Consider the following 18,524-nt stretch of genomic DNA (forward strand, 5'->3'; position numbering starts at 1 on the left):
CGACCGTCTCCTCGAGGCTCGCCGCCTGCTGCTCGGTGCGCTGGGCGAGATCGTTCGAGGCGACGTTGATCTCGGCAAGGCCCGTGCGGATCGTGCCGATCGAGCCGACCACCGCACCCATCGTGCGCTCCAGCTTCTCGAGCGAGCCGTTGAACTGACCGCGGATCGGCTCGAACTCGGGCGCCACGGGTTTTGCCATGCGCGCCGTCAGGTCGCCCGCCGCCAGCCGCACGAAGCCGGCCTCGATGTCGGCCACAAACCCCTCGAGCTCGCGCGCCTTGGCCCGGTCCGCCTCCGCCTGGGCCTCCCGACGCAAAGCCTCCGCACGGCGCGACGCCTCCGCTTCGGACTCCAGCCGCTGGTTGCGGATGGCCGCGTCCTTGAAGACCTGCACGGCCTTCGCCATGCCGCCCACCTCGTCGCGGCGATCCTGACCCGTGATCTCCACGTCCAGCTTGCCCGCCGCCAGTTCCGTCATCTTGTCCTTGATGGTGTTGAGCGGACCGACGATCCCCTTCGTCGACACCCAGAGAGCCGCGATGAGCCCCAGCACCGCGCTCACGAGCGTGCCGCCGATGAGGACATAGGAAGCGGTGTAGGAGCCTGCGGTCAGCTCGTCCGACCTCGCGGTGACGCGCGCGGCCGTCTCCTCGTTGAGGGAAATGATGTCCGCGGAGAGATCCTGGATGAGTCCGTCGGCCCCCTTCATGGTCGAGAGCGCCGCGTCGTTGTTGTCCGCCTCGCCTTCTTTCGAGGCCTTCGCGATGCTGTCCGCGATCCGATCGAATTTGCCGATAATGGCATCGATCTGCGTCTTGCGGTCGACGAGCCGTGTGGAGACTTCTGCTAGGAAGGTATGGCCCTTCGCAATGGCCTCGCTGGTAATCCTTGCAGCCTCACTCGCATCCTTTCCGGAATAGGCGATGGACCGGTAGACCCCGTAACCCATCGTGTTGAGCAGGCGGTTGGTCTGGGACAGGAACAGGGTCGACTGATCCAGCTTGGCGATCATGGTGGAATAATCGTCGTCCGCAGTCCGGATCACCGTCGACGCGTAGATGGACGACAAGAGCCCGATCGAACTGATGAACAATGCGATCAGGGCGATCTTGGTGGCGATCCGCACTTTGTGCAGCATGATAACCGAACCTTGGAGACGACTGTAACGATCCCGTGAGGATATTCGGAACTCATTAAGACGGAGTGGATCGGACGGAAGCGGGCCCCTCGGCGGTTGAGGAATTCCTGGGCCGGCCCGGCGTATTGCAAAGCCCTGCCCGCGCGGTTTTCCCGGCGCGGGAGGGGTGGGCGTACGGACCGGCGTGGGGACGATACGGAGCCCCCGACGTCACTCCTGCAACCTGTGAGCCTTGGGTAGACCGGGGATCTCGATCGATCCGCATAGGCGTCAGCTGATTCGGCCGGTCATGCGGTGCAGGACCCCGTCGCGACGGACGATGCCGTGATACAGCGCCACGGCGGCATGGCCCGCGATCAGGGCCGCCAACGTCCAGGCCAGCGGTCCGTGCAGGCGATCGACCGGCCAGACCAGCCACTCGACCACGATGCCGGTCGCCGGGATCAGCGTGATGGTCCAGAGTTCATAGCCGTCCCCGTTCGCATAGGCGCGAAGGAGCGCGAGGCCGGGAACGAGAAGCATCAGCGCGTAGAACGCCGCGTGAACGCCCATGCGCAGGTGCGTGAGCGGCGCGCGGTCCCGCACGGCGCGCCTCCGCCGTTCGGCGAGGCTCCAGATCGTTCGGGGAACGAGGAGGGCGAGAACCAGGACGCCGACGGTCCCGTGGTAGGGTCCCAGAAGCGAGATGGCGCGCATCACCGGTCCGTCGCCCAGCCAGCGCCAGCCGATGAGCGTGCCGAACTGCCAAAGGAGAAGGTACGCGGCGCCCCAGTGAAAGGCGCGGCTCACCAGACCATAGCGTTGCGGGGTGTCGCGCAGGGAACGACGGATGGCCATGACCATGACGCCGTCCGCTCAGGCCAGGAGGTGCTCGTAGAGGATCGACGCGCCGAGCCCGACCAGCGCGATCCCGGCGACCGCCTCCGCCGCGCGGCCGAAGCGCTCGCCGATCACCCGCCCAACCAGCATGCCGCCGGACGACATCAGGAAGGTGGCGAGCCCAATGGCGGCCGCGATCACCGCGATATTGACGTCGAGGAAGGCCAGCGACACGCCGACCGCCATCGCGTCGAGGCTGGTGCCGATCGCGGTCGCCACGAGAACGGTCATCGAGCGGCCGACAGGCACCTCCCCCGCGTCCTTCTTGGCGAGGGCCGAGAACAGCATGTGGAGGCCGACCGCGGCGAGCAGGCCGAAGGCGATCCAATGGTCGACCGCCTCCACGAAGCTGCTGGCGGCGACGCCCGCGGCCCAACCGAGAACGGGGGTGATGGCCTCGACGACGCCGAAGACGGCGCCCGTGCGCAGCGTCTCGGAAAAGCGCGGGCGGCCGATGGCGGCGCCCCGTCCAACCGAGACGGCGAAGGCGTCCACCGACATGCTGACGGCGAGGACGGCGATGGTGAAGGGTGACATGGGATGCATCCGACGGACATGCGGAACCGGGCTCCCGTCGCCCCTGTCCGCATGCGGTGGAACGGTCGCCACGGTCTTGCTGGGCCTGTCCGGCTGAACGCGCCACGCGCTGACGCGCGAGTCTGTTGACGCGCCCCCGTTCCGCGAACGGTAGCTACTCCCCGATCGCCGCGGGGTAGGCATTCCCAGCGAGAATGTCAAACCAAATCAATGCTTTACGTGTCTCTGATTTGCATTTGCAACTGGGGGCTCACGGCCGATGCGGTCGCATTGCATGCAAGGCTTCGCGCCGTCGCGGAACGAACCGGCTCACTCGCCAGTGGATCGCGCAGGCCGCTCTGCCGCCCGGCGCATCGGCGATCATCATGGCGTCGGTGCGGCCTACGAGCCCTGCGCGATCCTTTGCGACTGAGCGACCACCAAGGCGGGAGTCGTCACCGACACGAAGGCCCTCGCCGAGCACGTGATCGACAAGGGCAACCGCGCCGACGTCGCGGCGCCCGGCCCGTTCTGGGCCACGCTCCAGGCGAGCGGCGGCCAGCCGTCGCAAAAGGTCCAGCACTACGGTGAGAAGCGCGCCTTCGGCCGTCGGATCAGCTTGTCGAACTGGCTCCCGTCTCCGTGCTGCTCGCGAGCCGGGGGAGCAGCTACATCTCCCGCTAGGTCTACAGCGGCACCGGCGGCGCCAGCATCGCCTGATGCCGAAACCTCCGGCCCGGCTTCGGCCAGCCCGGACTTCGCCTCGACCCCTCGCACGAACTCCGGACCCGACCCGATCTCCCGCTGGAACTCAGGGGTCTCGGCATCCGAACGGACCACCAGGCATCGCCGGAAGCGACCCGCTCGACATTGGAGACAGCGGTCGTCCGCCTCGTCCCCTGCGGGATAGCGGCCACCGCAGGAGCGTGGTCGACGGGCGGAGGGAGCCTCGGTTACGCGCCCATCGCGTCGGGAACGGCGCAGACGGTGGAGCGTGTCAGGAAGCGGCGTTCGCGGCCGTTGTCGAGCGAGAACATGCCGCCGCGCCCCGGCACGACGTCGAGGATCAGGTCGGTGTGTTTCCAGACCTCGAATTGGGCACCGCCGATATAGACGGGCGTGTCGTCGGGCAGCCGTCCGAGAAGCACGTCCCCCTCACCGATGCGGAACTCGTCCCGCGGGTAGCACATGGGCGAGGAGCCGTCGCAGCAGCCGCCCGACTGGTGGAACAGGACCGGCCCGTGGTCGGCGACGATCTCGGCGAGGAACGCCATGGCTTCCGGCGTCGCGGTGACCTTGTCCATGCGCTGGGCTCCCATGCGGATGACGGATGGCGGCATGGCGGCGGACGTGCCGCCATGCCCTGGGTCCTCGTGCCGATCTCCGGCTCAGAAGAAGCCGAGCGCCTTCGGGGAGTAGCTGACCAGCATGTTCTTCGTCTGCTGGTAGTGGTCGAGCATCATCTTGTGCGTCTCGCGCCCGATGCCGGACTGCTTGTAGCCGCCGAACGCCGCATGCGCGGGATAGGCGTGGTAACAGTTAGTCCAGACGCGCCCCGCCTGGATCGCGCGGCCGAAGCGGTAGGCCCGCGTGCCGTTGCGGGTCCAGATGCCGGCGCCGAGGCCGTAGAGCGTGTCGTTGGCGATCGCGAGCGCGTCCTCGTCGTCCTTGAACTTCGTCACCGACACGACGGGGCCGAAGATCTCCTCCTGGAAGACGCGCATCCGGTTGTTGCCGGCGAAGATCGTCGGCTCGATGTAGTAGCCGCCGGCGAGCTCGCCGCCGAGCTCGGCCCGCTTGCCGCCCGTCAGCACCTCGGCGCCCTCCTGCCGGCCGATGTCGAAGTAGGAGAGGATCTTCTCCATCTGCTCGGTCGAGGCCTGCGCGCCGATCATCGTCGTGGGATCGAGCGGGTGGCCCTGCTTGATCGCCTTCACGCGGGCCACTGCCTTTTCCATGAAGCGGTCGTAGATGGACTCGTGCACGAGCGCCCGGCTCGGGCAGGTGCAGACCTCGCCCTGGTTGAGGGCGAACATCGCGAAGCCCTCGAGCGCCTTGTCGAAGAAGTCGTCGTCTTCGTCCGCAACGTCGGCGAAGAAGATGTTGGGCGACTTGCCGCCGAGCTCCAGCGTCACCGGGATGAGGTTCTCGGAGGCGTACTGCATGATGAGGCGGCCGGTCGTCGTCTCGCCGGTGAAGGCGATCTTGGCGATGCGCTTCGACTGGGCGAGCGGCTTGCCGGCCTCGAGACCGAAGCCGTTGACGACGTTGAGGACGCCCTCCGGCAGGATGTCGGCGATGAGTTCGGCGAAGACGAGGATGGAAAGCGGCGTCTGCTCGGCGGGCTTCAGCACCACGCAGTTGCCGGCGGCGAGCGCGGGCGCGAGCTTCCACACTGCCATGAGAAGCGGGAAGTTCCACGGGATGATCTGGCCGACGACGCCGAGCGGCTCGTGGAAGTGGTAGGCGACGGTGTCGTGGTCGATCTCGGAGATCGAGCCTTCCTGCGCGCGGAGCGCCCCCGCGAAGTAGCGGAAGTGGTCGACGGCGAGTGGCATGTCGGCATGCGTCGTCTCGCGGATCGGCTTGCCGTTGTCCAGCGTCTCGACCATGGCGAGGAGGTCGAGGTTTTCCTCCAGCTTGTCGGCGATGCGCAGAAGCATCTTCGAGCGCTCGGCGGCGGCGGTGCGGCCCCAAGCTTCCTTCGCCTTGTGGGCGGCATCCAATGCCAGTTCGATGTCGGCCGCGGACGAGCGCGCGACATGGCAGAGCGTCTGGCCCGTCACCGGGCTCGGATTGTCGAAGTAGCGTCCGTCCGTCGGCGCGACCCATTTGCCGCCGATGAAATTGTCGTAGCGATCGCGGATCAGGACCTTCTTCGAGACCTGTTCGATGGCTTGCTGGTACATGCGTTCCTCCCAGTGGCAACGTGGCCGGCGGTGTTCTCCCCGTCCCGGCCAAACGCTCTCCCAAGACGACCGGGGCGGCGTGGAGGGGCGTCGATCGATCGCCGGACACGACCCTTCGTCCGCTCTCCGGCGGACGGTGCCCTCACACGATACGCAACCTGCGCCCGATCCACAGAGCCGTCAACAGAACCGTCAATGCCCTGTTCGGTATCGTGCTGGTTGTGCCGATGAATGCGGACCGAGCCGTTCGCGGGGACCCTCGAGGGCACCCCCTTCACTCGGGCAGGATTCCGATTGACGTCGCCGGAAAGCGGACCGCCAACCATCCTTCGGCGATCGCGAATTTTCTCGGCCTGACGCTGACGCCACCACCGGGCGTATGAGAAGCGCTATTGCGCTGGGCGCGCCGAACGAGCACGAACCCATGAAACGGAGGTGGAAGCCTTCGAGCACAAACCGGATGCAGCATGACGCGGACGTCGATACGGCAAAGGGCAGGCAAATGGTGGGTGATGTAGGGATCGAACCTACGACCCGCTGATTAAGAGTCAGCTGCTCTACCAACTGAGCTAATCACCCGGAACGTTGCGGCGCCTTGGCGCCTCGCGTCTGAGGGGGCTTCTAGACGAAGCGACCCCAGGTGTCCAGAGGCAAATCCCGGTCTTTTGCGAGAGATGTCAGCCCCGCGTCCACGGAAGCTGGACGACGAGTCCGGCGGGAAGAGGGCGCTGTATGATCCGCAGTTCGCTGGCCGGCGTGGGAGCCGCCCCCGCGGATCCCGTCTCGGTCGCATCCTCGGCGGTGTCCATGAAGTGGATGCCGGCGAAGCTGTCGCGGCGATAGACGAGCTTGGCGGGGCGCACCGCCTCTTCTTCGCCGATGCGGATTTCGAAGACCTTCGGCAGCGGGACGGCCGGATCGATCGTGAGGAGCGCGCCGGTCGCGGAGATGTTGCGCACGGTGCAGTCGAAGGTGGAATAGCGGTTGTTGAAGAGGATCTTGCCGCGCTTCAGGATACGGGTGCGCGGCGCGATGCGGCGCTCGGCGTCATCGGAAGCGGGGTGGGACACGGCGGTCATAGGACCCTCTCGTCGTTCGCGTGGCCGAACCATCGCGCCGAAAGGTTAGCATCGCCTGAATCCTGTGCCGGGCGGCCGGCGCGAGGAGGCCGGAGCGGAGCCCCGGCCTCCTCGCGCGTCCGTCTTAGTTGCGGGCCTTGTCGACCAGCTGGTTCTTGGCGATCCAGGGCATCATGCCGCGAAGCTTCGCGCCGACTTCCTCGATCTGGTGGCTGTCGTTGACGCGGCGGATGCCCTTGAAGCGCGCCGCGCCCGAACGATACTCCTGCATCCAGTCGGAGGTGAACTTACCGGTCTGGATGTCCTTCAGGACGCGCTTCATCTCGGCCTTGGTCTCGTCCGTGATAATGCGCGGGCCGGTGACGTACTCGCCCCACTCGGCCGTGTTGGAGATCGAGTAGTTCATGTTGGCGATGCCGCCCTCGTAGATGAGGTCGACGATGAGCTTCACCTCGTGCAGGCACTCGAAATAGGCCATCTCGGGGGCGTAGCCGCCCTCGACCAGCGTCTCGAAGCCGGCGCGGATCAGCTCGACCAGGCCGCCGCAGAGCACGACCTGCTCGCCGAAGAGATCGGTCTCGCACTCTTCCTTGAAGTTGGTCTCGATGATGCCCGAACGCCCGCCGCCGACGCCGCAGGCATAGGAGAGCGCGAGGTCGAGCGCGTTGCCGGACGCATCCTGGTGGACCGCCACGAGGCAGGGCACGCCGCCGCCCTTCTGGTACTCGCCGCGCACGGTGTGGCCGGGGCCCTTGGGCGCGATCATGACGACGTCGACCGACTTCTTCGGCTCGATCAGCCCGAAGTGGACGTTGAGGCCGTGCGCGAAGGCGATCGCCGCGCCGTCGCGGATGTTGCCCTCGATGTCGGCCTTGTAGATGTCGGCCTGGAGCTCGTCCGGGGTCGCCATCATCAGGAGGTCGGCCCACTTGGCGGCCTCGGCGACGGTCATCACCTTGAAGCCGTCGGCCTCGGCCTTCTTGATCGTGGCCGAGCCGGCCTTCAGCGCGATCGCCACGTTGGCGGCGCCCGAATCCTTGAGGTTCAGCGCGTGGGCGCGGCCCTGGCTGCCGTAGCCGACGATCGCGACGTTCTTGGACTTGACGAGGTTCAGATCGGCATCGCGATCGTAGTAGACGCGCATCGGGGCGTTTCCTTCCTGTTGTTCCGGCTTTTCAGGCGCCGGATGGGGTTCGACGGACGCCGGGGTCCGCCTGTTCGCTCGTCCCGAAGAGGACGAAGAATTGCTGGGTCGCGCTGCGCGCCGCGCGCTCGATCTCGGCCGTGCCGGGTGCGGGCCGGTCGCCGAGAAGAAGCCGGATCTGCGTATCGCGCACGGTGAGGCCGAAGAAGGTGGAGAAGGCCTGGTCGGTGTCGGCAAAGGCGAGAAGCCCTGCCCGGCGTCCGGCCTCCAGCACCTGGCCGAGCCGGCGGCGCATGGCGGCCGGCCCGTTTTCGAGAACGATGGCGCCGAGGTCCCGCCGATCGGAGCCGGCGTGCCCGACGGCAAGCCGGTTCAGCGCGATGGAGGTCTCGCTCGACAGGACGGTAAGCCAGTCCGTCGCAAAGCCAAGAAGGCTCGCCTCCAGCCGCGCGCGGTCGAGCGTCTGCGGGTCGAGCGGAACCGCGCGAACCTTGGACGCCTGCCATTGCACGGTGGCGGTGAGGAGCCCGTCCCGCCCCCCGAACCACTTGTAGAGCGTTTCCTTCGAGCAGCTGGCACGGCGGGCGACGGCGGTCATGGTGAGGCTCTCGTCGTCGGAGACGAGCAGTGCCAGCGCCGCGTCGAGCACTTCGCCCTGGCGCTTCGTCATCGCTCGCCCGTCGATCTCGACCGTCCCGTCCACCGGTTCCGTCCCGCCCTTCTCGTCGCAGCCAACTGCGTACCGTACGTTACGGTACGGCGTGTAGCGATGTGGATCGCATTTCGCAAGGGTGGAGTTGGCGGGCCGCACCCACACCCGCCGGGACCCACGCCCGGTGTCTTCGGCGAAACCATCGGGGGACCGATCCCCCGGTGCGGGGAGCGTCATCGATCTTCCGGCGCAAGTTGCGGCGTCGGGCCGGCGAGGGCTAGCGGGATGGGCTCAGCCAGCGCAGGCGGCAACGAAGCGGCGCACCGAGCCGGCCATTCCGTACTCCAGCGCATCCGCCGTGAGACCGTGACCGATCGAGACCTCGGCCAGCTGCGGCAGGCGCCGCACGAGGGGCGGCAGGTTGGCGACCGTGAGATCGTGGCCGGCGTTGAGCCCGAGCCCGGCGGCGAGCGCCGCATCGCCGGCCGCACCCAACCGTTCGACCCAGGCGGCTGCGGCCAACGGGTCGGAATGGGTGCCCCCATAGGGACCGGTATAGAGCTCCACGCGGTCGCATCCCGTCTCGGCGGCGAGCGGCATGGCGGCGGGGTCGGCATCGGCGAAGAGCGAGACCGTCATCCCCTCGCCTTTCAGCCGCGCCACGACGGCCTTGAGAAGCCCGGCGTGGGAGGCGAAGTCCCATCCGTGGTCGGAGGTCGGCTGGGAGGGATCGTCCGGCACCAGTGTCACCTGACTGGGGCGGTTGGCGAGGACAAGCTGGAGGAAGTCCTCGCTCGGATAACCCTCGATGTTGTACCCGGCTCCAGGGAACTCCTCGTCGATCAGCCGCCGCAGGACCGGAAGATCGGAGAAGCGGATGTGACGCTGGTCGGGGCGCGGATGCACGGTCAGGCCGCTGGCTCCCGCTTCCAGCGCGATGCGCCCGAAGCGCTCGACGCTCGGCCAGGGCAGGTCGCGCCGGTTGCGCAGCATGGCGACGGCGTTGAGATTGACCGACAGTTCGCAGGGCATCGGAGTCGTCTCCAGGGTTCGAGCGCTGCGGCTCGGCTCACTTCACGATGGTCAAACGCTCGGCGGCGCGGGTGATGGCGGTGTAGAGCCAGCGCTCGCGCGAATCCTTGAAGGCCCAGCTCTCGTCGAACAGCATGACATGGTCCCACTGCGACCCCTGCGCCTTGTGGACGGTCAGCGCGTAGCCGTAGTCGAAGTCGTCGTAGCGCTTCTTGGTGGCCCAGGGCACGTCCGCACTCGGGTTCTCGAACGCCTCCTTCAGGAGCTTGATCTTGGCGGCGCCCCGGTCGATGTCGTCGTCGTCCGGCTTCACGATGAGGTTGGTGCCCGGCTTCACCGTTTCCGGCGAGGCCGTCATCACCTGCCAGAGCGAGCCGTTGAGGAGCCCCTTGGCCGGGTCGTTGCGCAGGCAGACCAGCTTGTCGCCCGATTGCGGCAATGCGCCGGTGAAGCCCTTCAGCTCGCGCAGGCGGTTGTTGTAGAGGCGCCGCGTCCGGTTGGTGCCGACCAGCACCTGATCGGCGGCCAGAACCTCGTCGCGATCCACCTCGCGCTTGGAGATGACCTTGGCGGCGCCGTGGTCGCCGAACGAGAGCGGCCGGCCTTCGCGCGCGTCGAGCGCGAGCGACAGGATCGGATTGTCGCGCGCCTGGCGGTGGATCTCGGTCAGAAGGAAATCCGGCTCGGCTTCGGTGAAGAAGCCGCCGCCCGAAACCGGCGGCAGCTGGCCGGGATCGCCGAGCACCAGGATCGGCGTGCCGAAGGAGAGGAGATCGCGCCCCAGCGCCTCGTCCACCATCGAACACTCGTCGACGACGACGAGCTTGGCCTTCGCCACGGGGCTCTGACGGTTGAGCGAGAAAGTCGGCGAGACGCGCGCCGTGCCGGTCGCCTCGTCGTCGGTCGCTTCCTCGCCGCGCGGGCGGTAGATCAGCGAGTGGATCGTCTTGGCGGACTTGGCGCCCTTGGAGCGCAGGACCTGCGCCGCCTTGCCGGTGAAGGCGGCGAACTGGACGCCGCCCTCGATCCCTTCGGCGAAATGGCGCGCCAGCGTCGTCTTGCCCGTGCCGGCGTAGCCGAACAGGCGAAAGATCGGCTGGTCGCCGCGCCGGAGCCAGTCGGCGACGCGCGTCAGCGCCTCGTCCTGTTGGGGTGAGAACTTCATGGGAGCGGGCGTCGCAGAAATTGCGCCCCGCGGCAAGCGGTCAGCGCAGGAGCGGCCAGAGCGTGGCCACGAGCGCGAACCCCATCACGAGATTGAAGATGCGCAGGCGCTTCGGGTCCGACAGGAGATTGCGCAGACCCATGCCGAAACCGGTCCAGATCACCGCCGTCGGTATGCCGACGATCATGAATGCCGCGACCACGGCCAGCATCGAAAGGACGGGCGCCTCGGCGCTGACATAGGCTCCCATGGCGACCAGCGCCATCGCCCAGGCCTTGGGGTTCACGACCTGGAACAGGGCGGCTTGGCCAAAGGTGATCGGCTTCTCGGCGCTGGGCGCGGGATCGGCCGACGCCTTGGAGAAGGCGATCTTCCATGCGAGCCACAGGAGGTAGGCCGCGCTCGCCACCTTCATCGCCAGCTGCAGGCCCGGCATCGAGTGGAGAAGCGCGCCGAGCCCCATTCCGACGGCCAGAAGCAGGAGGCCGAAGCCGAGCTCGATCCCCAGCATGTGCGGGATCGTGCGCCGTAGCCCGAAGTTCACGCCCGACGTCATCAGCATGAGATTGTTCGGGCCGGGGGTCACCGAAGTGGCCGCGGCGAAGATGAACAGGCCGAAGAGAAGATCGAGGCTCATCGTCTTTGCTTTCGAGAACGCAGGCGTCGCGAATCCGCCAGCCCGTTTCCAGGCTGCCACGAGGAAGAGGGACCGCCGTCGTCGGCGCGCGACAACGGGCGCCGGCTTGTCAGCCCTCGATGATCGGATCCTTGCCGCGGCTCATGGCGGCGACGCCGGTGCGGCACACCTCGACGAGCCCCAACGGGGCCATGATCTGGATGAACTTCTCGATCTTCGACGTCTTGCCGGTGATCTCGAAGACGAAGTGGTCGGTGGTGGAATCCACCACCTTGGCGCGGAAGACGTCGGCGAGCCGCAGCGCCTCGACGCGATCGTCGCCCGTGCCCGACACCTTGACCAGCGCGAGCTCCCGCTCGATCGGTCCGTCCTCGCCCTGACCCGTGGCGGCCTTCGTGAGGTCCACGACCTTGTGGACCGGCACGATCCGGTCGAGCTGGCTCTTCACCTGCTCGATGACGCCCGGCGCGCCTCGCGTCACCACCGTGATGCGCGACAGGTGCTTGTTGTGGTCGGTCTCGGAGACCGTGAGGCTCTCGATGTTGTAGCCCCGGCCGGAGAAGAGGCCGATGACCCGCGCCAGCACGCCCGGTTCGTTGTCCACCACGATCGACAGGGTGCGCGAGACGACCGGCGGCTTGTCGTCGGTGATGAAATAGGCGGAGGCGGGCGGCTGAAGCGGAAGGTTCATGGGTCTTTCCCGGAGAGGTCGGCGCGGCGAACGAGACGAAAGTCGGCGGGGCTTATGCCCCGCCGCGGGCGCTTAGACCAGCGCCTTTCCCTTGGCATCGATGGCGTTGGCGACGGCGTCGTCGCTCGCCTCGTCGGGCAGTAGGATCTCGTTGTGCGCCTTGCCGGACGGGATCATCGGGAAGCAGTTGGTGAGGTTGGCGACGCAGCAGTCGACGATCACCGGGCCGTCCGTGTCGATCATCGCCTGGATGCCGGCGTCGAGATCACCCGCCTTCTCGATGCGGATGCCCCGGCCGCCATAGGCCTCGGCGAGCTTGACGAAGTCGGGCATTGCCTCGGAGTAGCTGTTCGACAGGCGGTTGCCGTGGAGCAGCTGCTGCCACTGGCGCACCATGCCCATGTACTGGTTGTTCAGGATGAACACCTTGACGGGCGCGCCGTGCTGAACGGCGGTCGAAAGCTCCTGCGTCATCATCTGGATCGAGGCGTCGCCCGCGATGTCGATGACGAGCGCGTCGGGATGCGCGATCTGGACGCCGACGGCGGCCGGCAGGCCGTAGCCCATGGTGCCGAGGCCCCCTGACGTCATCCAGCGGTTCGGCTCCTCGAAGCCGTAGAACTGCGCCGCCCACATCTGGTGCTGGCCGACCTCCGTGGTGATGAAGGTCTTGCGGTCCTTCGTCAGCTCGTAGAGGCGCTTGACCGCGTGCTGCGGCAGGATGAGGTCGCCCTCCTGGCGATAGGCGAGGCAGTCGCGCGCCTTCCAGCCGGCGATCTTGTCCTTCCACTCGGCGAGCGCCTCGCGGTCGGCGACATCGCCGGTCTCCTTCCAGACGCCGATCATGGCTTCGAGCACATGCGCGACGTCGCCGATGACGGCCAGATCCACGCGCACGTTCTTGTTGATCGACGAGGGGTCGATGTCGATGTGGATCTTCTTCGACCCCGGCGAGAAGGCGTCGAGGCGGCCGGTGATCCGGTCGTCGAAGCGCGCGCCGATGCAGACCATGACGTCGCAGCCGTGCATGGCGAGGTTGGCTTCATAGGTGCCGTGCATGCCGAGCATGCCGAGCCAGTTCTCGCCGCTTGCCGGATAGGCGCCGAGGCCCATCAGGGTCGAGGTGATCGGGAAGCCGGTCATGGCGACCAGCTCGCGCAGGAGCTTCGAGGCCTCCGGTCCCGAATTGATGACACCGCCGCCGGTATAGAGAACCGGGCGCTTGGCTGATTTCATCAGCTCCACCGCCGCGCGGATGCGGCCGAGATCGGCGTCGAGCTTCGGCTGGTAACGCTGCGTGGCGCGCGACAGGCCGGGCGGCGTGTAGGTGCCGGTCGCGAACTGCACGTCCTTCGGGATGTCGACGACCACCGGGCCCGGACGGCCCGACGTCGCGACATGGAAGGCCTCGTGCAGGATCTCGGCGAGATCCTCGACGCTCTTCACCAGCCAGTTGTGCTTGGTGCAGGGGCGCGTGATGCCGACCGTGTCGCATTCCTGGAACGCGTCGGAACCGATGAGCGTGGTCGGGACCTGGCCGGTGATGCAGACGAGCGGGATGGAATCCATCAGCGCGTCCTGCAACGGCGTCACCGCGTTGGTGGCGCCGGGACCGGAGGTGACCAGCATGACGCCCGGCTTGCCGGTGGAACGCGCATAGCCCTCGGCGGCATGGCCGGCGCCCTGCTCGTGGCGAACGAGGATGTGCTTGACGTCGGACTGCTGGAACAAGGCGTCGTAGATCGGAAGAACGGCGCCGCCGGGATAGCCGAAGAGATGCTCGACGCCGTGATCCTTCATCGCCTGGACCACCATCTGGGCCCCGGTCATCTGGCGGACGGTGGTCTCGATCGTCATCTGGTTCATGGCTCGGCCTGCTGATCTTGTATGCCGGCCTTTGCTGGCTGCGGCGCTACGGTTCCGGGAAATTCAGGCAATAAAAAAGGCCCTTCGAGGGGCCTTTGGGTTGCGCACACGTGGCAGGAGCCGGACGGTCCCTAGACCGCCTCGCGTGTGCGCCTGCTTACGAGAATGAGCGTGATGTTCTGCATGGGGGCGGACCTTAAGCAGGCTTCACACCCTCGTCAAGCACCGTGCCTCCACTTTCCGATCACGCGCCCATGCGCTTCAGCGCGTCCGTCGGATCGAGATCGGGGGAGCGAATATGGCCATAGCGCGAGAGGATGAGCGCATAGACGCCGAAGGCGACGAGGCCGAGACCGGTGGCCGAAAGCAGCACCCAGCCGTAAGGCCAGCCGCCGATGGCCACGAGCGCATTCTCCAGCCCCGGCATGTGGTCGGGCGACCAGCGCGAGGCGCCGGTGAAGAACAGGAAGGCCAGCGCCGCGAACACCAGGGCGCGTGCCGTGATGCCAAAGCGGCAAAGGGCCGTCATCCAGCGCGCGTGGGCGGGCGGCAGGCTGAGGAAGCGCAGGAACGAGCCGCTCCACGCCTTCTTCGCCTGGCTGGCGGCGACACCCAGCATGACCAGCCCGGCGGGGACCGTGAACCAGGGACCGAACAGCGGCGCCCACTGGTTGAGGAGCCCGCCTCCCTCGCCGCCGCCCGTGGACAGGCCGAACAGCAGCGAGGCGGCGTAGATCGACAGGAAGAGATAGGTGAGCCCGGAGAAGAAGCGCCCGACGCGCGTCGCGATGCCCTTCGGTTTCGTGCCGTAGCCATCGGCATCGAAGATCGCCTGAATGAAGCGCCAGAGCGCGAAACAGGGCAAGGCCACGGTGAGGAGCACCAGAAGGACGCCGCCGAAGGGCGAGGCGACGATGCGCCCGATCGCCTCTTCCTCGCTCAGGGTGCTTCCGGCGGCGAACGCCGTTTGGAAAGCGAAGAACCCGATGACGATGAAGACCGCCGCGCGGGCGAGGTAGCCGAGCCGAGCCCCTTTCTCGATGGCGTCGCGATGGTCGCGCACGGGGATTGGGCTAGACGACATGGGCGGTCTCCTTGTGGGCTGCCAAACGAAACCCCCGCCGCTCGGGTTCCGTCCTTACGCCCCGAGGTCGAAATCGGCGGCGTCGTGGAGGCGCCGCCAGTCCGCGCCGAACTGGTTGCGGAACCAGGTTTCCTGCCGCTTGGCATACTGGCGGGTACGCGTGACGGCGAGGTCTCGCGCGGCGCCGAGCGAGATCTTGCCGTCGGCATGGGCGAGGAGTTCGCGCAGGCCGATCGCCTGCGCCCCGAGCCCCCCGAAGGCCTCGGGATCCCGCGCGCGAAAAGCCAGCGCCTCCGCCAGCGCCCCGTCCGCCAGCATCGCATCGAAGCGCGCGGCGATCCGCATGCGCAGCACGGATCGCTCGGGTGCCAGCACTAGCTTCACGACGCCCTCCGCGCCCACGAGCGACCGGCCAGCGTTCCGTCTGATGTCGGCGAGCGGCCGCCCGGTCGCCTCGACGAGTTCCAGGGCCCGCACGATCCGGGTCGGATCGCTCGGCCGGATCCGCCTGGCCGCCTCCGGATCGCGCCGGTCGAGCTCGCGGTGGAGGATTTCAGGCGTCTCGACGAGCGCGCGCCCGCGCCAGCGCGCGCGGATCTCGCCCGGCACCTCCGGCATGTCGTCGAGCCCGCCGAGCAGCGCCTTGAAATACAACCCCGTGCCGCCGCACACGACCGGCACGCGGTCGCGGCGCTTGAACTCGGCCAGCAGCGGTTCGACCTCGCGCAACCAGTGACCGGCCGAGTACGGCGCGGCCGGATCGACGTGACCATAGAGCCGGTGCTCCACGCCCTCCATCTCGCGCTCGGACGGCCGGGCGCTGAGGAGGCGAAGGCCGGCATAGACCTGCATGGAGTCCGCGTTGACCACGACCCCACCGACGGCCTGCGCCAGCCGCAGCGCCAGGGCCGACTTGCCGCTGGCGGTGGGCCCGGCTATCAAGATGGCCTTCGGTCTCTCCATCGATCTAGGCTGGCTCTTCCATGTTTGTCGTCACCCTTCTGTCGGCGCGGCAAGATCCGCGCGTCTCGCGCACCCTGGCGGAGGCAGCGCAAGGCGAGATCGGCGAGGCGGACATCCACTGGCTGGAGCCGGAGGTCGCCTGCGACCTCGTCACCGTGGAGCCCATCGACGCGATCGTGCGCGAGCGCCTGCGCCGCCTGGCGCTCGACGAAGGCGTCGACTGCGTGGTGCAGGAGCAGGCGGGACGCCGCAAGCGAATTCTCCTCGCCGACATGGATTCCACGATGATCGAGCAGGAATGCATCGACGAGCTGGCGGCCGCGATCGGCATCAAGGATCAGGTGGCGGCCATCACAGCGCGCGCGATGAACGGCGAGATCGCCTTCGAGCCCGCCCTTCGAGAACGCGTCGCGCTCCTGAAGGGTCTGCCCGTCTCCACCATCGCCGACGTGATCGCGAACCACATCACCCCCGCCGAGGGCGGCACGACGCTGGTGCGCACCATGAACCGCAACGGCGCCCATACGGCGCTCGTCTCCGGCGGCTTCACCGCCTTCACGGCGGTGATCGCCGAGCGCCTCGGCTTTGCCGAGAACCGCGCCAACACGCTGAACGTCGAGGGCGACACGTTGAGCGGCACCGTCGCGGAGCCGATCCTCGGTGCCGAAGCGAAGCTCGCGGCGCTCCAGGACATCGCGGCCCGGCTCGGCACGACGCCGGCGGACGCGATCGCGGTCGGCGACGGAGCGAACGACCTTCCCATGATCCTGGCCGCCGGTACGGGCGTCGCCATCCACGCCAAGCCGGCGGTCGCCGCGCGTGCGCCGCACCGCATCGACCACGGCGACCTGACGGCGCTCCTGTTTCTCCAGGGATACCGGGCGAGCGACTTCGTGTCCTGAACGCCAGCGGCGTAAGGCTTCGCGCCGCGCAGCCGCGCACCGCCGCGCTCCTAGTCGATCGGCACCACGGCAAAGCGCAGGTCGCCGGAGCGGTCGGAGAGGAGCAGGAGGGCGTTGCGGCGGCCGTCCGACTTGAGCTTGGCGAGCTTGGCCCGCGCGTCGGCGGCGTCCTTCACCGCTTCCTGGCCGATCTCCTTGATCACCGTGCCGGCCTCGATCCCCTTCTCGCCGGCCGCCGAGTTCGGTGCGACCTCGGTGACGACGACGCCGGTCAGGTCGTCGGCGAGATCGAAGCGCTTCTTCAGCTCGTCGCTGACGTCGGACAGCTGCAGGCCGAGCGTTGCGGGCGGCGTCGCGGTCTCCGGCGCCGCCGGGTCTGCGTCCGCCGGCGCCTCGTCCTCGCCCGCATCCGTCTCGTCGGCATCCTCCAAGCGTCCGAGCGTCACCTGCACGGTGACAGGCTTTGCCGGCGCGTCGAGGCTCTCCTTGCGCAGGATGTCCAGCGTCACCGTCTTGCCGATCTCGGTCTCGGCGACGATGCGCGGAAGATCGCGCGAGGTCACGATCTCGCGCCCGTCGAAGCGGGTGACGACGTCGCCGATCTCGATCTGGCCGGTGTCGGCCGGCCCCTCGGGAATGATGCCCATGACGAGGGCGCCGCGCGCGTTCGGCAGGCCGAGCCCTTCGGCGATCTCGTCGGTCACCTCCTGCAGGCGGATGCCGAGCCAGCCGCGCCGCGTCTCGCCGAACTCGCGAAGCTGGTCGACGACGTTCTGCGCCAAGAGCGAGGGGATCGCGAAGCCGATGCCGATCGAGCCGCCCGTCGGCGAGATGATCGCCGTGTTGATGCCGATGACGTTGCCGTACATGTCGAACAGCGGGCCGCCCGAGTTGCCCCGATTAATGGCCGCGTCCGTCTGGATGAAGTTGTCGTAGGGGCCGGCCTGGATGTTGCGCCCGCGCGCCGAGACGATGCCGACCGTCACCGAGCCGCCGAGGCCGAACGGGTTGCCGATCGCCATGACCCAATCGCCGATGCGCACCGCGTCGCTATCGCCGAAGCGGACGGCGGCGAGCGGCGTGTCGGATTCCACCTTCAGGACGGCGAGATCGGTCTTGGCATCGACGCCGACGACCGTGGCATTCAGCTGACGCCCGTCGGCGAAGTTGACGGTGATCTCGTCGGCGTCCGCGATGACGTGGTTGTTGGTGACGACGATGCCCGTCGGATCGAGCACGAACCCCGAACCGAGGGACTGGACGCGGTTCTCGCCGTCGCCTTCCTTGCCGTTGAGGAGGTCGTTGAAGAAATCCTGCAGGGGCGAGCCGTCGGGCGCGGCGAGCGGGGGCGTCGGACGCTCCGGACCGCCCTCGACCTTCTGGGACGTGGAGATGTTGACCACCGCGCCGAGCAGGCGGTCGGCGAGATCGGCGACGGAAGCCGGTCCCACCATGCGCGGCTGGGCCGAACCCGGCTGCGCCGGCACGCCGGGCGCCGACGGGTCGATCGTCGTCGCGGTCGGCGGCTGGGGAGCGATCGGCTGATTGCCCGCCGGCGGCGCGATCACGCCTTGCGCGGCGACCGGTCCCGGCAGGGCGGACAGAAGCGCGAGCGCGGCCCCGGCGAGCGGGCGAGCGAAGCGGGCGTTCGTGCAGGGCATTCGGGAATCCTCGGCCGGGGGCATGGGCGCGGCGGGCCGCTGGAACGAGGCAAGCCGATAAAAGCGTTGGAATCAAGAAGCCCGCCGCGAGGGAACGCGGCGGGCTTCTTTCCATGGTGCGTCAGTTGGCCGGTGCGGGTGCCGGTTGTGCGGCGGGTGCCGCCGGGGGAGCCGAAGGCGTCGCGGTCGGCGATGCCCCTCCCGCC

General features: G+C 68.0%; 17 protein-coding genes, 1 tRNA gene and 1 riboswitch. Of the genes, 1 reads left to right on the forward strand and 17 read right to left on the reverse strand.

Features of this window, described 5'->3' with window-relative positions:
* The 16 genes from AUL34_RS03030 to miaA all read right to left on the reverse strand — a co-directional run.
* On the reverse strand, positions 1-1,138 hold a 1,138-nt coding region (locus tag AUL34_RS03030; RefSeq protein ID WP_156420758.1), incomplete at its 3' end, for a methyl-accepting chemotaxis protein.
* 270 nt (positions 1,139-1,408) lie between these two features.
* A complete protein-coding gene (locus AUL34_RS03035) occupies positions 1,409-1,981 on the reverse strand; it encodes a cytochrome b (protein ID WP_061931018.1) in 573 nt (190 codons plus the stop codon).
* Between the two features lie 12 nt (positions 1,982-1,993).
* The gene (locus tag AUL34_RS03040) at positions 1,994-2,554 is read right to left on the reverse strand and encodes a manganese efflux pump MntP family protein (RefSeq protein ID WP_061931021.1); all 561 of its coding nucleotides are present in this window, start codon (positions 2,552-2,554) and stop codon (positions 1,994-1,996) included.
* A gap of 82 nt (positions 2,555-2,636) precedes the next feature.
* Positions 2,637-2,729, reverse strand: a riboswitch (yybP-ykoY riboswitch).
* Between the two features lie 757 nt (positions 2,730-3,486).
* Entirely contained in the window at positions 3,487-3,837 is a 351-nt protein-coding gene (locus tag AUL34_RS03045) for a DUF779 domain-containing protein (RefSeq protein WP_061931057.1), read from the reverse strand.
* 84 nt (positions 3,838-3,921) lie between these two features.
* On the reverse strand, positions 3,922-5,442 hold the full coding sequence (gene adh / locus AUL34_RS03050; RefSeq protein ID WP_061931024.1) for an aldehyde dehydrogenase: 1,521 nt from the start codon (positions 5,440-5,442) through the stop codon (positions 3,922-3,924).
* A gap of 503 nt (positions 5,443-5,945) precedes the next feature.
* Positions 5,946-6,021 (reverse strand) — tRNA-Lys (locus tag AUL34_RS03055).
* A 98-nt stretch (positions 6,022-6,119) separates the two neighbouring features.
* Positions 6,120-6,521 (reverse strand): PilZ domain-containing protein, encoded by a 402-nt coding sequence (locus tag AUL34_RS03060; RefSeq protein ID WP_061931027.1) that lies wholly within the window; start codon positions 6,519-6,521, stop codon positions 6,120-6,122.
* Positions 6,522-6,645: 124 nt separating this feature from the next.
* Positions 6,646-7,665 carry a ketol-acid reductoisomerase gene (gene ilvC / locus AUL34_RS03065; RefSeq protein WP_061931030.1) on the reverse strand — a complete coding sequence of 340 codons (1,020 nt, stop codon included), beginning with the start codon at positions 7,663-7,665 and terminating at the stop codon, positions 6,646-6,648.
* A 31-nt stretch (positions 7,666-7,696) separates the two neighbouring features.
* A complete protein-coding gene (locus AUL34_RS03070; RefSeq protein WP_370539017.1) occupies positions 7,697-8,368 on the reverse strand; it encodes a TetR/AcrR family transcriptional regulator C-terminal domain-containing protein in 672 nt (223 codons plus the stop codon).
* Between the two features lie 240 nt (positions 8,369-8,608).
* Entirely contained in the window at positions 8,609-9,349 is a 741-nt protein-coding gene (locus AUL34_RS03075; protein ID WP_061931032.1) for a pyridoxine 5'-phosphate synthase, read from the reverse strand.
* A gap of 37 nt (positions 9,350-9,386) precedes the next feature.
* A complete protein-coding gene (locus AUL34_RS03080; protein ID WP_061931035.1) occupies positions 9,387-10,514 on the reverse strand; it encodes an ATP-dependent RecD-like DNA helicase in 1,128 nt (375 codons plus the stop codon).
* Between the two features lie 40 nt (positions 10,515-10,554).
* Positions 10,555-11,151, reverse strand: coding sequence for a LysE family translocator (locus tag AUL34_RS03085; protein ID WP_061931038.1), 597 nt, complete (start codon positions 11,149-11,151; stop codon positions 10,555-10,557).
* A 109-nt stretch (positions 11,152-11,260) separates the two neighbouring features.
* Entirely contained in the window at positions 11,261-11,842 is a 582-nt protein-coding gene (gene ilvN / locus AUL34_RS03090) for an acetolactate synthase small subunit (RefSeq protein WP_061931041.1), read from the reverse strand.
* Between the two features lie 72 nt (positions 11,843-11,914).
* Positions 11,915-13,699, reverse strand: a complete 1,785-nt coding sequence (locus tag AUL34_RS03095; RefSeq protein ID WP_156420760.1) for an acetolactate synthase 3 large subunit — start codon at positions 13,697-13,699, stop codon at positions 11,915-11,917.
* A 253-nt stretch (positions 13,700-13,952) separates the two neighbouring features.
* The gene (locus tag AUL34_RS03100; protein WP_082653123.1) at positions 13,953-14,792 is read right to left on the reverse strand and encodes a DUF1206 domain-containing protein; all 840 of its coding nucleotides are present in this window, start codon (positions 14,790-14,792) and stop codon (positions 13,953-13,955) included.
* A gap of 54 nt (positions 14,793-14,846) precedes the next feature.
* The gene (gene miaA / locus AUL34_RS03105; protein WP_061931049.1) at positions 14,847-15,755 is read right to left on the reverse strand and encodes a tRNA (adenosine(37)-N6)-dimethylallyltransferase MiaA; all 909 of its coding nucleotides are present in this window, start codon (positions 15,753-15,755) and stop codon (positions 14,847-14,849) included.
* A gap of 20 nt (positions 15,756-15,775) precedes the next feature.
* On the opposite strand from miaA, the gene serB reads away from it, so the two are divergent.
* A complete protein-coding gene (gene serB, locus AUL34_RS03110) occupies positions 15,776-16,657 on the forward strand; it encodes a phosphoserine phosphatase SerB (RefSeq protein WP_061931052.1) in 882 nt (293 codons plus the stop codon).
* 50 nt (positions 16,658-16,707) lie between these two features.
* Here the strand turns inward: serB and AUL34_RS03115 are convergent, their stop codons facing one another.
* Complete coding sequence (locus AUL34_RS03115; RefSeq protein WP_061931055.1) at positions 16,708-18,318, reverse strand: Do family serine endopeptidase; 1,611 nt, start codon at positions 18,316-18,318, stop codon at positions 16,708-16,710.
* Between the last annotated feature and the right edge of the window lie 206 nt (positions 18,319-18,524).

It is taken from the genome of Aureimonas sp. AU22 (assembly GCF_001463745.1).
In the GTDB taxonomy this organism is placed as follows: domain Bacteria; phylum Pseudomonadota; class Alphaproteobacteria; order Rhizobiales; family Rhizobiaceae; genus Aureimonas.

What these genes read in the sequence shown, in the direction of transcription:
- AUL34_RS03035 (WP_061931018.1), bottom strand. Translation starts at nt 1,981, where the DNA reads ATGGTCATGGCCATCCGTCGTTCCCTGCGCGACACCCCGCAACGCTAT.
- AUL34_RS03040 (WP_061931021.1), bottom strand. Translation starts at nt 2,554, where the DNA reads ATGTCACCCTTCACCATCGCCGTCCTCGCCGTCAGCATGTCGGTGGAC.
- AUL34_RS03045 (WP_061931057.1), bottom strand. Translation starts at nt 3,837, where the DNA reads ATGGACAAGGTCACCGCGACGCCGGAAGCCATGGCGTTCCTCGCCGAG.
- adh (WP_061931024.1), bottom strand. Translation starts at nt 5,442, where the DNA reads ATGTACCAGCAAGCCATCGAACAGGTCTCGAAGAAGGTCCTGATCCGC.
- AUL34_RS03060 (WP_061931027.1), bottom strand. Translation starts at nt 6,521, where the DNA reads ATGACCGCCGTGTCCCACCCCGCTTCCGATGACGCCGAGCGCCGCATC.
- ilvC (WP_061931030.1), bottom strand. Translation starts at nt 7,665, where the DNA reads ATGCGCGTCTACTACGATCGCGATGCCGATCTGAACCTCGTCAAGTCC.
- AUL34_RS03075 (WP_061931032.1), bottom strand. Translation starts at nt 9,349, where the DNA reads ATGCCCTGCGAACTGTCGGTCAATCTCAACGCCGTCGCCATGCTGCGC.
- AUL34_RS03080 (WP_061931035.1), bottom strand. Translation starts at nt 10,514, where the DNA reads ATGAAGTTCTCACCCCAACAGGACGAGGCGCTGACGCGCGTCGCCGAC.
- AUL34_RS03085 (WP_061931038.1), bottom strand. Translation starts at nt 11,151, where the DNA reads ATGAGCCTCGATCTTCTCTTCGGCCTGTTCATCTTCGCCGCGGCCACT.
- ilvN (WP_061931041.1), bottom strand. Translation starts at nt 11,842, where the DNA reads ATGAACCTTCCGCTTCAGCCGCCCGCCTCCGCCTATTTCATCACCGAC.
- AUL34_RS03095 (WP_156420760.1), bottom strand. Translation starts at nt 13,699, where the DNA reads ATGACGATCGAGACCACCGTCCGCCAGATGACCGGGGCCCAGATGGTG.
- AUL34_RS03100 (WP_082653123.1), bottom strand. Translation starts at nt 14,792, where the DNA reads ATGTCGTCTAGCCCAATCCCCGTGCGCGACCATCGCGACGCCATCGAG.
- miaA (WP_061931049.1), bottom strand. Translation starts at nt 15,755, where the DNA reads ATGGAGAGACCGAAGGCCATCTTGATAGCCGGGCCCACCGCCAGCGGC.
- serB (WP_061931052.1), top strand. Translation starts at nt 15,776, where the DNA reads ATGTTTGTCGTCACCCTTCTGTCGGCGCGGCAAGATCCGCGCGTCTCG.
- AUL34_RS03115 (WP_061931055.1), bottom strand. Translation starts at nt 18,318, where the DNA reads ATGCCCTGCACGAACGCCCGCTTCGCTCGCCCGCTCGCCGGGGCCGCG.